The organism is Type-F symbiont of Plautia stali (assembly GCF_059731105.1).
The window spans coordinates 3,645,150-3,658,386 of the sequence record NZ_AP035909.1; the positions used below are offsets into that span (position 1 = coordinate 3,645,150).

Consider the following 13,237-nt stretch of genomic DNA (forward strand, 5'->3'; position numbering starts at 1 on the left):
CAGCGATAGTCATCATGCTGGTTGATAAGAATCTGTCTGGAGAAGGCCCATGAAACGTACACCCTGCCTGACTGAAGCCGACGTTACGCCGGAAAGCATCTTTAATATGAAGCGCCGCCAGGTGCTGAAAACGCTGGGGCTGAGCGCCGCGGCCATCGGCGTGCCTGGCGTGGCAAACGCCGACATTCTCAACTGGTTCAAGGGAAACGATCGCCCGCCAGCGCCGGCAGGCCGCCCGCTGGACTTTACTAAACCGGCGCAGTATCAGGCCGATCTGACCCTGACCCCGGCGGATAAGGTCTCCGGCTATAACAACTTCTATGAGTTTGGTCTGGATAAGGCCGATCCGGCCGCCAATGCCGGCACGCTGAAAACCGAGCCCTGGAAGCTGACCATCGATGGGGAAGTGGCGAAGCCCGTGACCCTGGATATGGATGACATCTTTAAACGGTTCGCCATGGAGCAGCGGATCTATCGCATGCGCTGCGTGGAGGCCTGGTCAATGGTGGTGCCCTGGATTGGCTTCGAACTGAACAAGCTGATTTCGCTGGCCGAACCCACCAGCAAAGCGCGTTTCGTCGCCTTTCAGACGCTTTACGATCCTGAGCAGATGCCAGGCCAGAAAGATCGCTTTATTGGCGGTGGTCTCAACTATCCCTATGTCGAAGGTTTGCGTCTGGATGAAGCGATGCATCCACTGACGATACTGACGACTGGCGTCTATGGCAAAGCGCTGCCCCCGCAGAATGGCGCACCGATTCGCCTGACGGTGCCGTGGAAATATGGCTTCAAAGGGATCAAATCGATCGTAAAAATCACGCTGACCAGCAATCAGCCGCCGACGACCTGGAACCAGATTGCCGCTGATGAGTATGGTTTTTACGCCAACGTGAATCCTCACGTTAATCATCCGCGCTGGTCGCAGGCCACCGAGCGTTTTATCGGCCCTGGCGGCAGCCTGAAGGTCGAGCGTCAGCCGACCCTGCTGTTTAATGGCTATGGCGAGCAGGTCGCCTCGCTCTATCGCGGTCTCGATTTACGGGAGAACTACTAGGTGGTGCGCCTGTCGTTAAAACAGATAACCGGTTTAAAGGTGATCCTGCATCTGGCGGCCCTGCTGCCGCTGGTTTATCTGATTTTTGCCGCGATGCAGGGCGGGCTGAGTGCCGATCCGGCGAAAGATATTCAGCATTTTACCGGACGAATGGCGCTGAAACTGCTGCTGGGAACGCTGCTGGTCTCACCGCTGGCGCGTTACGGCAGACAGCCGCTGTTAATCCGCACCCGCCGCCTGCTGGGCGTCTGGACATTTGTCTGGGCCTCTCTTCATCTGCTGAGCTATTACCTGCTGGAGCTGGGTGCGGACAATCTGCGTCTGCTGGGCAGCGAGCTGATCTCCCGTCCCTATCTCACGCTGGGCATCATCAGCTGGTTTATCCTGCTGGCCCTGGCGGTGACCTCGTTTCAGCGCGCGCAGCGCAGGCTGGGAAAACGCTGGCAAACCCTGCACAACGCGGTCTATCTTGTCGCGATCCTGGTGCCGGTTCACTATATCTGGTCGGTAAAAATCCTGTCACCCCAGCCACTTATCTACGCCCTGCTTGCTGCGATACTGTTAGCCTGGCGTTACAAAAAGTTTCTCAAATGGTGGCCCCGCTAGGCTCTCACCCGTTGTTTTCCGCTGCTGTTTTCTGATAAAAGATGTGGCCCGCAGGCCACATCCGATCATCTTCGCAGATAAGACCAGTATTTTGCTGCGAAATGACACGAAACGGATATAATGCCCGGCTTTATTGCTCGTCGGGTCTTCTTTTTCACCGTGAAAGGTGACAAATGGAGATTCGCAAGGTATTTTACGCGATGCCTCAATGATTGCGGGAGATGGCAGCAAGATGGCGCATAAATTACATATTCTGCTTTTAAACGGACCCAACCTGAACCTGTTGGGAACGCGTGAACCTGAGAAGTATGGTCATACCACGCTGCGTCAGATCGTTGACGATTTAACGCATCAGGCAGACCAGCTGAATGTGGAGTTGAGCCACCTGCAAACCAACGCTGAATTTCAGCTTATTGATCGCATTCATGAGGCCAAAGGCAATGTGGATTACATCATCATTAATCCTGCCGCGTTTACCCATACCAGTGTCGCACTGCGTGATGCCCTGTTAGCGGTAGAAATACCGTTTATCGAGGTTCATCTCTCCAATGTGCATGCACGCGAGCCCTTCCGTCATCACTCCTATCTTTCTGATGTCTCTGCTGGCGTGATTTGCGGGCTTGGCGCTGACGGCTACACATGGGCTTTACAAACGGCAGTAAAACGCCTGTCTCAAACTAATTAATCAAACTGAGTACGGAACCCCACTCATGGATATTCGTAAAATTAAAAAACTGATCGAACTGGTTGAAGAGTCTGGCATTTCTGAGCTGGAAATCTCTGAAGGTGAAGAGTCCGTTCGCATCAGCCGCGCACCTGCAAACGCAGGTTACCCGGTTATGCAGCAGGCTTACGCTGCACCGGTACAACAGCCTGCGCTGGCCACCGCTGTGGCCCCTGTTGCAGCCGTTGCCGAAGCCGCACCGGCTGAGATCAGCGGTCACATCGTGCGTTCACCGATGGTAGGCACCTTCTACCGCACGCCGAGCCCGGACGCGAAAGCCTTTGTGGAAGTCGGTCAGAAAGTGAACGCGGGCGATACGCTGTGCATCGTCGAAGCCATGAAAATGATGAACCAGATCGAAGCTGACAAATCCGGCGTGGTGAAAGCCATTCTGGTTGAAAGCGGTCAGCCGGTCGAATTTGACGAGCCACTGGTTATCATCGAGTAACGGGGCAGATCATGCTGGATAAAATTGTTATTGCTAACCGCGGTGAGATCGCGCTGCGCATTCTTCGTGCCTGTAAAGAACTGGGCATCAAGACTGTTGCGGTTCACTCAAGCGCGGACCGTGACCTGAAGCACGTGCTGCTGGCAGACGAAACCGTCTGCATCGGCCCGGCGCAGTCAGTCAAAAGTTACCTCAACATCCCGGCGCTGATCTCTGCTGCAGAGATCACCGGCGCAGTGGCGATTCACCCAGGCTACGGCTTCCTTTCTGAGAATGCCGATTTTGCCGAGCAGGTTGAACGTTCTGGCTTTATCTTTATCGGTCCGAAAGCGGACACCATTCGCCTGATGGGTGACAAGGTTTCTGCGATCAACGCGATGAAGAAAGCGGGCGTCCCGACCGTCCCAGGCTCTGACGGTTCGCTGACTGATGATATGGAAAAAAACCGGGCCTTTGCTCAGCGCATCGGTTATCCGGTCATCATCAAAGCGTCCGGCGGCGGCGGCGGTCGTGGTATGCGCGTTGTGCGCAGCGACAAAGATCTGGAACAATCCATCAACATGACGAAAGCGGAAGCCAAAGCGGCTTTCAACAACGACATGGTTTACATGGAGAAGTATCTGGAGAATCCTCGCCACATCGAGATTCAGGTACTGGCCGATGGTCAGGGCAACGCCATCTATCTGGGCGAACGTGACTGCTCCATGCAGCGTCGTCACCAGAAAGTGGTCGAAGAGGCGCCAGCGCCAGGCATTACGCCGGAACTGCGCAGCTTTATCGGCAACCGCTGTGCTAAAGCCTGTATCGAAATTGGCTATCGCGGCGCAGGCACCTTCGAGTTCCTGTATGAAAACGGTGAGTTCTACTTCATCGAGATGAACACCCGTATTCAGGTGGAACATCCGGTGACCGAGATGATCACCGGTGTCGATCTGATCAAAGAGCAGCTGCGCATTGCGGCTGGTCAGCCACTGTCGATCAAACAGGATGATGTGATCATTCGCGGACACGCGGTCGAGTGCCGTATCAACGCCGAAGATCCGGTAACCTTCCTGCCAAGTCCGGGTAAAATCACCCGCTTCCACGCGCCAGGCGGTTTTGGCGTGCGCTGGGAGTCGCACATTTACTCCGGTTACACCGTGCCGCCTTATTATGACTCCATGATTGGCAAGCTGATCACCTATGGCGAAACGCGTGACGTGGCGATTGCCCGCATGAAAAATGCCCTGGCGGAACTGATCATCGACGGTATCAAGACCAACGTCGACCTGCAGATGAAAATCATGTCCGACGAGAATTTCCAGCACGGTGGAACCAACATCCACTATCTGGAGAAAAAACTCGGCTTGCACGAGAAGTAATTGCAACGCTGAGTCAGTCAGAGGCCGGTTAATCCGGCCTTTTTCTTTTGCCGCTGGGCGTTAAGGTTGAATCATGGATGCTCGTTTTATACAGGCACATAAAGAGGCGCGCTGGTCGCTCTATCTCACCCTGCTCTGGCTCGCTGTCTGGGGGCTTTCCGCCTGGCTGGGTGGTAATGACACCGGCATCACCGGTCTGCCGCGCTGGTTTGAACTCTCCTGCCTGTTTGCCCCCCTGTTCTTCATTTTTTTGTGCTGGCTGATGGTGCGGGTGATTTTTCGCGACATGCCGCTGGAGGAGAAAAATGAACAGTGAAATTATCCTGCCGCTGCTGATTTATCTGGTGCTGATCGCCGCACTGTCGGTATTTGCCGTTCGCAAACGGCGTGAGGGCAGTTTCCTGACGGAATATTTCCTCGGCAGCCGCTCCATGGGCGGATTTGTGCTGGCAATGACCATCACCACGACCTATATCAGCGCCAGCTCATTTATAGGCGGGCCCGGTGCCGCCTATAAATATGGGCTGGGCTGGGTGCTGCTGGCGATGGTGCAGGTACCCGCTGTCTGGCTTTCGCTGGGGGTGCTGGGGAAAAAGTTCGCCATCCTGGCGCGTCAGCACAATGCGGTCACGCTGAATGACATGCTCTATGCGCGCTATCGTAGCCCGCTGCTGATCTGGCTGGCGAGTCTGAGCCTGCTGATCGCGTTTATCGGCGCCATGACGGTACAGTTTATTGGCGGTGCGCGGCTGCTCGAAACCGCTGCCGGTATCCCGTATGACACCGGCCTGCTGATTTTTGGCGGCACGATCGCCCTCTACACCGCGTTTGGCGGCTTTCGCGCCAGCGTGCTTAATGACGCCATGCAGGGCGTTGTGATGCTGATTGGTACCTTCCTGCTGCTGTTTGCGGTGATTCATCAGGCGGGCGGCCTGAGCTCGGCGGTTCAGAAACTGCATGACATCGACCCCGCACTGCTGTCACCGCAGGGACCGGGAGAGGTTATCACCCCAACCTTCCTCAGCTCATTTATCGTGCTGGTCTGCTTTGGCGTTATCGGGTTGCCGCACACGGCGGTGCGCTGTATCTCCTACAGGGACAGTAAGGCTGTCCATCGGGCGATCATTCTGGGCACCATTGTGGTGGTGGTGCTGATGCTGGGCATGCATCTGGCCGGTGCGCTTGGCCGGGCGGTACTGCCGAATCTGACCGTGCCGGACAGCGTCATTCCGACCCTGATGATTACCGTGCTGCCGCCGTTAGCGGCCGGACTGTTTCTGGCCGCGCCCATGGCTGCCATTATGTCGACGATTAATGCCCAGCTGCTTCAGGCGTCGGCGACGCTAATCAAAGACCTCTATCTGCGGGTCGCCCCGCACCAGATGGAAAATGAGGCGCGGCTGCGACTGTTATCTGGCACCATTACTTTCGCCCTGGGTCTCCTGCTGCTGATCGCGGCATGGAATCCCCCCGATATGATTATCTGGCTTAACCTGCTGGCCTTTGGTGGTCTTGAAGCGGTCTTCCTCTGGCCGCTGGTTCTCGGTCTCTACTGGGAACGCGCCAATGCCGCAGGTGCCATCACCGGCATGGTGGTGGGTGGTGGCTGCTATGCGTTTCTGGCGAGCCTGAAACTGCAGATTCTGGGCTTTCACCCCATCGTGCCCTCCCTGCTTCTGAGCCTGCTGGCATTTTTAGTGGGCAACCTGTTTGGACGCGCGCCGCAACCGGTCGACGCGCCGCAACATTGACGGAAAGAGAAACGTTATGCCGTGGATTCAAATCAAAATTAACAGCTCAGGTGAACACGCGGAAACGCTGAGCGATGCCCTGATGGATATCGGTGCGGTCTCAGTGACCTTCCAGGATACACACGATACCCCGGTTTATGAGCCGCTGCCGGGTGAGACCCGCCTGTGGGGCGACACCGATGTTATCGGCCTGTTCGATGCTGAAACCGATATGAGCCTGATTACCGCCGAGCTGGCGCAGCATCCGCTGTTAGGCGCCGATTTTCGTCACCGGATCGAGCAGATCGAAGATAAAGACTGGGAGCGCGAATGGATGGAAAACTTCCATCCGATGCGCTTCGGTGAGCGCCTCTGGATCTGTCCGAGCTGGCGCGATGTGCCGGATCCGGACGCGGTCAACGTCATGCTCGATCCGGGCCTGGCGTTTGGCACCGGCACGCATCCAACAACCTCCCTCTGCCTTACCTGGCTTGACGGGCTGGATCTGGCGGGCAAAACGGTGATCGATTTTGGCTGTGGTTCGGGGATCCTGGCGATCGCGGCGCTTAAGCTCGGCGCGGCTCAGGCAATCGGTATTGATATCGATCCGCAGGCGATTCAGGCCAGCCGCGACAACGCTGAGCGCAACGGCGTGTCCGATCGTCTGTCACTCTATCTCCCCCACCAGCAGCCTGAAAACCTGCAGGCGGATGTGGTGGTCGCCAACATCCTGGCCGGTCCGCTGCGTGAGCTGGCACCGCTGATCAGCGTACTGCCTAAGTCTGGCGGTCACCTCGGCCTGTCAGGCGTGCTGGAGAGTCAGGCGGAAGGTGTCTGCGAAGCCTATGAAAGTCAGTTCACGCTTGACCCGGTTGCGGTGAAAGAGGAGTGGTGCCGGATTACCGGCATCAAATCCTGAAGTCCGCCTCCGCCGTAGCTCACGGCGATGCCGCTAGCCGGCACAACGCGGCTAAACAGCACAATCAGCCAGCCCGCAGCGTAAGTTGCGGGCTTTTCCTGGCAGGGATGGAGAGTTGTACCGTTAATCACGGCATGTGACGTTTTTTATCTGGCGAATTGCCGTACTTTTCTGGAAAAATTTTTGTTCACAATTTCAGCATAAATCAGTAAATCATTGATATTAAAGTGTAATTAAAAACACACCCGATCATCACCCGGATTTCATTGATCTTTCTTGCTGATTGTTCAAAGTTTGGCCTTTCATCTTCCTGCAAAAATGCGTAATATACGCCGCCTTGCAGACACAGTATGGCCATTCTGACTTCATGCGTATTGGAAACCTCCAGCTGAGAAATCGACTGATTGCGGCACCTATGGCCGGTATTACCGACAGGCCATTCAGGACGCTGTGTCACGAAATGGGCGCAGGTATGGCAGTTTCTGAGATGTTGTCTTCGAACCCCGAAGTCTGGGCCAGTGACAAATCTCGTTTGCGCATGGTTCACAGTGATGAGCCAGGCATTCGCGCCGTGCAGATTGCCGGTTGCGATCCCAGCGAAATGGCGCAAGCTGCACGCATTAATGTCGAGGCTGGTGCACAGGTTATCGACATTAATATGGGATGCCCTGCCAAGAAGGTTAACCGTAAAATGGCGGGGTCAGCCTTACTGCAATATCCCGCCGTGGTGGAGTCCATTCTCTCCGCAGTGGTTAATGCAGTGAACGTGCCGGTTACGCTGAAAATTCGTACTGGCTGGGATCCTGAAAACAGGAACTGTGTCGCGATTGCCCAATTGGCTGAACGCTGCGGTATACAGGCTCTGACGATACATGGCCGCACTCGTGCCTGCCTGTTCAACGGAGAAGCTGAATATGACAGCATTCGGACAGTTAAGCAGAGTGTTTCCATTCCGATTATCGCGAATGGAGACATAACTGACCCGCATAAAGCCAGAGCGGTGCTCGACTATACAGGGGCCGATGCTCTGATGATAGGACGCGCTGCTCAGGGAAGACCGTGGATCTTCCGGGAAATCCAGCATTATCTGGACACTGGGGAGCTGCTTGCTCCGCTGCCACTGGCAGAGGTCAAGCGCTTGCTTGTTTCGCATATACGTGAGCTGCACGACTTTTACGGTTCAGGCAAGGGATACCGTATAGCGCGAAAGCACGTCTCCTGGTATCTGCAGGAGCACGCCCCGAATGACCAGTTTCGGCGCACATTCAACGCCATTGAGGATGCCAGCGAACAGCTGGAGGCGTTGGAGGCATACTTCGAAAATCTTGCGTAACGAAATAAAGAGCTGAAAGAACTATGTTCGAACAACGCGTAAATTCTGACGTACTGACCGTTTCTACCGTTAACTCACAGGATCAGGTAACTCAAAAACCTTTGCGTGATTCGGTTAAACAGGCACTGAAGAACTATTTTGCTCAACTGAATGGTCAGGATGTGAGCGACCTGTATGAGCTGGTTTTGGCTGAAGTCGAGCAGCCTCTGTTGGACATGGTGATGCAGTATACCCGTGGCAACCAGACCCGCGCTGCCCTGATGATGGGTATCAACCGCGGTACGCTGCGTAAGAAATTGAAAAAATACGGCATGAACTGATTCTGAGTTCTGTCTGTTAATCACGCCAGCCTTCGGGCTGGCGTTTTTATTTGTGCGGTATGGCACAAAGCCGTGACCTCAGGGATGAAACAGTTGCCTCTCATATGGTAACTATAGTTGCAATCGCAGACGTGATATTTCGCCCTCTCTTCTTCCTCCTCCCAGCCGGGATTACAGGCTGATCTGAATGCCCTGCCACCTGACAGCGCCCTTCCGCTCCGGGTGTGTGACTTTCAGCGCATTAAAAAGGTAACGTGTCTCCTTCATACATGCCTGCCTGCGCGAAGGCTCACATTGCTTCCATATAGTGAAACTATTTGCACTAAATGTGATCGGGTCGACTCGCTTTGCTTCCTTTTGGTGCGCCATATTAGCGGAACTTTCTAAGTGCTTCCGATTATTAACCGTTCTTTCATACAAATTCAGGCTCCTGCAAACCTGGCATCAGCTTTGCAGAGTCGTGAATGGCTGACCGCCACAGACAGGAAAACGCACACTAAAGTGCGCAAACATAACAATACGATCCCGCCACACAGGATGCTTTATGAAAAAGATGATGCTCTCTACGCTGATCGCTGCCGCCTCGCTGGTTGCCGTTACTCAGCAAGCACACGCCGGCGCCACACTGGATGCAATTAAGAAAAAAGGTTTTGTTCAATGTGGGATCAGTGACGGCTTGCCGGGCTTCTCCTATGCGGATGCCAGCGGCAAGTTCACCGGTATCGATGTGGATGTGTGTCGGGCAACGGCTGCTGCTGTGTTTGGCGATGCAACCAAAGTGAAATACACCCCACTGACCGCGAAAGAGCGTTTCACCGCGCTGCAGTCAGGCGAAGTGGATGTGCTTTCTCGTAATACCACCTGGACCTCCTCGCGTGATGGCGGCATGGGCTTCCTGTTTGCGGGCGTGAACTACTACGACGGCATCGGCTTCCTGACTCACCAGAAAGCGGGCCTGAAAAGTGCGAAAGAGCTGGATGGCGCGACCGTCTGTATTCAGGCAGGCACCGATACCGAGCTGAACGTCGCGGACTTCTTTAAAGCCAACAAAATGCAGTACACGCCGGTCACCTTCGACCGTTCAGATGAATCAGCCAAAGCGCTGGACAGCGGCCGCTGTGATACCTTGGCTTCTGACCAGTCTCAGCTTTACGCACTGCGCATTAAGCTGGGCAAACCGGACGAATTCATTGTGCTGCCAGAAGTGATCTCCAAAGAACCCCTGGGGCCACTGGTGCGTCGTGGTGATGATGACTGGTTCACCATCGTGAAATGGTCGCTCTTCGCTATGCTGAATGCGGAAGAGATGGGTATCAACTCGAAGAATGTTGATCAGATGACAGCCAAGCCGACCACGCCAGATATGGCGCATCTGCTGGGTGCTGAGGGTGACTTTGGTAAAGATCTGAAGCTGGATAATAAGTGGGCCTACAACATCATCAAGCAGGTGGGCAACTATCAGGAAAGCTTTGATCGTAACGTCGGTAAAGACAGTGCTCTGAAGATCGCACGCGGTCAGAACGCGCTGTGGAACCAGGGCGGTATTCAGTACGCTCCGCCGGTACGTTAACAGACCTCGCCAATCGGGCACCGCCTTCTGCGGTGCCCTGCCACAGCTTTCGTTACTGAGGTTTCAACATGTCACAACGCCCAACCGTGAAAAGGGATTTTTCATTTGGTAATCCCACGGTTCGCGCCTGGATTTATCAGTTCATTGCCGTTATCGCAGTGCTTGGTGTGGTGGGTTATCTGGTGCATAACACCATTATCAACCTTGCCAATCGAGGCATTACATCAGGATTTGGCTTTCTCGAGCGCACTGCCGGTTTCGGTATCGTTCAGCATCTGATTGAGTACACCGAGGACGATACCTACGCGCGCGTGTTTCTGGTTGGCTTAACCAACACACTGCTGGTCTCGGCACTCTGTATCGTTTTCGCCTCCATTCTCGGATTCGCGGTGGGATTATCCCGCCTTTCTGACAACTGGCTGCTGCGGAAACTCTCGACCATCTATATCGAAACCTTCCGTAATATCCCGCCACTGCTGCAGATCTTCTTCTGGTACTTTGCGGTATTGCGCAATCTGCCTGGCCCACGACAGGCGCTGAATGCGTTTGACCTGGCCTATGTCAGTAATCGCGGGCTCTATGTACCGTGGCCGACCTATGCTCCGGGGAGCTGGCCGTTTTTTATCGCGCTGCTTCTGGCCGTAGCCATCAGCTATGGTCTCTACCGCTTCAACCGTCAGCATCAGCTGAAAACCGGCGAGTTACGTCGCACCTGGCCTGCCGCCGTTGCGATGCTGATTCTTTTTCCGGTTCTGGCGCATCTTGGGTTTGGCGCCGCAACGCACTGGGATGTGCCGCAGCTGCGCGGATTCAATTTCCGTGGAGGCTCGGTAATGATACCGGAGCTGGCGGCACTGACGCTGGCCCTGTCGATCTATACCTCGTCGTTTATTGCGGAAGTGATTCGTTCCGGGATCCAGTCGGTACCGCACGGTCAGCACGAAGCCGCACGTTCGCTGGGTCTGCCGAATCCGGTGACGCTGCGTCAGGTGATCATTCCTCAGGCCATGCGCGTGATTATTCCCCCGCTGACCAGTCAGTACCTGAACATCGTGAAGAACTCCTCACTGGCCGCGGCTATCGGATATCCCGATATGGTGTCGCTGTTTGCCGGCTCGGTCCTGAACCAGACCGGCCAGGCCATCGAAACGATTGCTATTACGATGGGCGTGTACCTGATCATCAGCCTGCTGATATCACTGCTTATGAATGTCTACAACCGCAAAATTGCGCTGGTTGAGCGTTAAGAGAACGGGATGACTATGTCTGTAACTACGCATGAAACGACCCCCGTCCCGACGACGCCGGTCAGTCGCGCCTGGCTTTGGGCGCGTAAAAATCTCTTTTCCAGCTGGTTTAACACGTTACTGACGCTGTTGTGCATCTGGATAATCTGGCATGTGATCCCGCCTGCGCTGAACTGGCTGGTCTTTCAGGCTAACTGGATCGGCTCTACCCGCGCCGATTGTACGAAAGAGGGCGCCTGCTGGGTCTTTATCCATGCCCGTTTCGGTCAGTTCATGTATGGCCTCTATCCGCATGAGTTGCGCTGGCGTATCAACCTGGCGCTGATCATTGGCCTGGTGTCGATTGTGCCGATGTTCCTGAAAAGCCTGCCCTTCCGCGGGCGCTATATTGCTGCCTGGGCCGTCATCTATCCGGTGATTGTCTGGTTTCTGCTGTATGGCGGCTATCTGGGACTGGAGCGCGTTGAGACACGCCAGTGGGGTGGATTAACGCTGACGCTGATTATTGCATCGGTTGGGATTGCGGGCGCACTGCCGCTGGGGATTCTGCTGGCTCTTGGCCGTCGCTCCCGTATGCCTGTGGTGCGCACGCTGTCGGTTATCTTTATTGAGTTCTGGCGCGGCGTGCCGCTGATTACCGTGCTGTTTATGTCGTCGGTGATGCTGCCGCTGTTTATGTCTGAAGGCACCACCATCGATAAGCTGGTGCGCGCCCTGGTTGGCGTCATTCTGTTTCAGTCCGCCTATGTAGCGGAAGTGGTACGCGGGGGATTGCAGGCGTTGCCGAAAGGTCAGTATGAAGCGGCTGAGTCTCTGGCGCTGGGTTACTGGAAAACCCAGATGCTGGTGATCCTGCCACAGGCACTGAAACTCACCATCCCCGGGCTGGTAAATACCATCATCGCTCTGTTTAAAGATACCAGCCTGGTCATCATCATTGGTCTTTTCGATCTGTTCAGCAGCGTTCAGCAGGCCACGGTGGACCCCACCTGGCTGGGCATGTCGACCGAAGGCTACGTCTTCGCTGCACTGGTCTATTGGATCTTCTGTTTTAGCATGTCGCGCTACAGCCAGTATCTGGAAAAGCGCTTTCACACCGGGCGTACATCGCACTGAGGTTTTACATGACTGACTCTATGACACACTCTTCCGACGCGTTGATGATTTCGCTTGAGAACGTGAATAAATGGTACGGGCAATTCCATGTACTGAAAGACATTAACCTGCAGGTTAAGCCGCGTGAACGCATTGTGCTTTGCGGACCTTCTGGTTCCGGCAAATCGACCACGATCCGCTGCATTAACCATCTGGAAGAGCATCAGCAGGGACGTATTGTTGTTGACGGTATTCACCTTAACGATGATATCCGTAACATTGAACGCGTGCGCACCGAAGTAGGAATGGTCTTTCAGCACTTTAATCTGTTTCCGCATCTGACGGTCCTGCAGAACTGCACACTGGCCCCGACGTGGGTGAGAAAGATACCTAAAAAAGAAGCCGATGAGCTGGCCATGCACTATCTGCAACGCGTGCGCATTGCGGAACATGCCCATAAATTCCCCGGTCAGCTTTCGGGTGGTCAGCAGCAGCGCGTTGCTATTGCCCGTTCACTCTGTATGAAGCCAAAAATTATGCTGTTTGATGAGCCAACCTCGGCGCTGGATCCGGAGATGGTAAAAGAGGTACTGGATACCATGATTGGTCTGGCAGAGGATGGGATGACCATGCTGTGCGTGACGCATGAGATGGGCTTTGCCCGCACCGTTGCGGACCGGGTGATCTTTATGGATCGCGGTGAGATCGTTGAAATGGCTCCGCCGCAGGAGTTCTTTGCGAATCCTAAATCGGAGCGGACCCGGGCGTTCCTGTCTCAGGTTATTCACTGATCGGCACTACTGCTCGTTGTTTCCAACCCGGCATGGTGC

Annotated in this window: 14 protein-coding genes; all 14 read left to right on the forward strand. The window is 54.9% G+C overall.

Annotation, left to right across the window (positions count from 1 at the left end):
• Positions 1 to 49 precede the first annotated feature (49 nt).
• A complete protein-coding gene (gene msrP / locus AC6I7A_RS17295) occupies positions 50 to 1,054 on the forward strand; it encodes a protein-methionine-sulfoxide reductase catalytic subunit MsrP (protein ID WP_058956524.1) in 1,005 nt (334 codons plus the stop codon).
• A gap of 3 nt (positions 1,055 to 1,057) precedes the next feature.
• On the forward strand, positions 1,058 to 1,660 hold the full coding sequence (gene msrQ / locus AC6I7A_RS17300) for a protein-methionine-sulfoxide reductase heme-binding subunit MsrQ (RefSeq protein WP_046102638.1): 603 nt from the start codon (positions 1,058 to 1,060) through the stop codon (positions 1,658 to 1,660).
• Between the two features lie 232 nt (positions 1,661 to 1,892).
• Complete coding sequence (gene aroQ / locus AC6I7A_RS17305; RefSeq protein WP_009087521.1) at positions 1,893 to 2,345, forward strand: type II 3-dehydroquinate dehydratase; 453 nt, start codon at positions 1,893 to 1,895, stop codon at positions 2,343 to 2,345.
• 25 nt (positions 2,346 to 2,370) lie between these two features.
• Positions 2,371 to 2,832, forward strand: a complete 462-nt coding sequence (gene accB, locus AC6I7A_RS17310; RefSeq protein WP_009087523.1) for an acetyl-CoA carboxylase biotin carboxyl carrier protein — start codon at positions 2,371 to 2,373, stop codon at positions 2,830 to 2,832.
• Positions 2,833 to 2,843: 11 nt separating this feature from the next.
• Positions 2,844 to 4,193 carry an acetyl-CoA carboxylase biotin carboxylase subunit gene (accC, locus tag AC6I7A_RS17315; RefSeq protein WP_009087525.1) on the forward strand — a complete coding sequence of 450 codons (1,350 nt, stop codon included), beginning with the start codon at positions 2,844 to 2,846 and terminating at the stop codon, positions 4,191 to 4,193.
• 73 nt (positions 4,194 to 4,266) lie between these two features.
• Positions 4,267 to 4,509, forward strand: a complete 243-nt coding sequence (locus AC6I7A_RS17320; protein WP_009087527.1) for a YhdT family protein — start codon at positions 4,267 to 4,269, stop codon at positions 4,507 to 4,509.
• Entirely contained in the window at positions 4,499 to 5,944 is a 1,446-nt protein-coding gene (panF, locus tag AC6I7A_RS17325; RefSeq protein WP_058956525.1) for a sodium/pantothenate symporter, read from the forward strand. The genes AC6I7A_RS17320 and panF overlap by 11 nt, the downstream gene beginning before the upstream one ends.
• Positions 5,945 to 5,960: 16 nt before the next feature.
• Positions 5,961 to 6,842, forward strand: a complete 882-nt coding sequence (gene prmA / locus AC6I7A_RS17330) for a 50S ribosomal protein L11 methyltransferase (protein WP_046102625.1) — start codon at positions 5,961 to 5,963, stop codon at positions 6,840 to 6,842.
• A 367-nt stretch (positions 6,843 to 7,209) separates the two neighbouring features.
• Positions 7,210 to 8,175, forward strand: coding sequence for a tRNA dihydrouridine synthase DusB (gene dusB, locus AC6I7A_RS17335; RefSeq protein WP_009087532.1), 966 nt, complete (start codon positions 7,210 to 7,212; stop codon positions 8,173 to 8,175).
• A gap of 23 nt (positions 8,176 to 8,198) precedes the next feature.
• On the forward strand, positions 8,199 to 8,495 hold the full coding sequence (fis, locus tag AC6I7A_RS17340) for a DNA-binding transcriptional regulator Fis (RefSeq protein ID WP_003855228.1): 297 nt from the start codon (positions 8,199 to 8,201) through the stop codon (positions 8,493 to 8,495).
• Between the two features lie 544 nt (positions 8,496 to 9,039).
• Positions 9,040 to 10,065, forward strand: a complete 1,026-nt coding sequence (locus AC6I7A_RS17345; RefSeq protein WP_009087536.1) for an amino acid ABC transporter substrate-binding protein — start codon at positions 9,040 to 9,042, stop codon at positions 10,063 to 10,065.
• A gap of 68 nt (positions 10,066 to 10,133) precedes the next feature.
• The gene (locus AC6I7A_RS17350) at positions 10,134 to 11,312 is read left to right on the forward strand and encodes an amino acid ABC transporter permease (protein ID WP_058956527.1); all 1,179 of its coding nucleotides are present in this window, start codon (positions 10,134 to 10,136) and stop codon (positions 11,310 to 11,312) included.
• Between the two features lie 15 nt (positions 11,313 to 11,327).
• The gene (locus AC6I7A_RS17355) at positions 11,328 to 12,428 is read left to right on the forward strand and encodes an amino acid ABC transporter permease (protein ID WP_009087540.1); all 1,101 of its coding nucleotides are present in this window, start codon (positions 11,328 to 11,330) and stop codon (positions 12,426 to 12,428) included.
• A gap of 8 nt (positions 12,429 to 12,436) precedes the next feature.
• Positions 12,437 to 13,198 carry an amino acid ABC transporter ATP-binding protein gene (locus AC6I7A_RS17360; RefSeq protein ID WP_009087542.1) on the forward strand — a complete coding sequence of 254 codons (762 nt, stop codon included), beginning with the start codon at positions 12,437 to 12,439 and terminating at the stop codon, positions 13,196 to 13,198.
• The last annotated feature ends 39 nt before the right edge of the window (positions 13,199 to 13,237 follow it).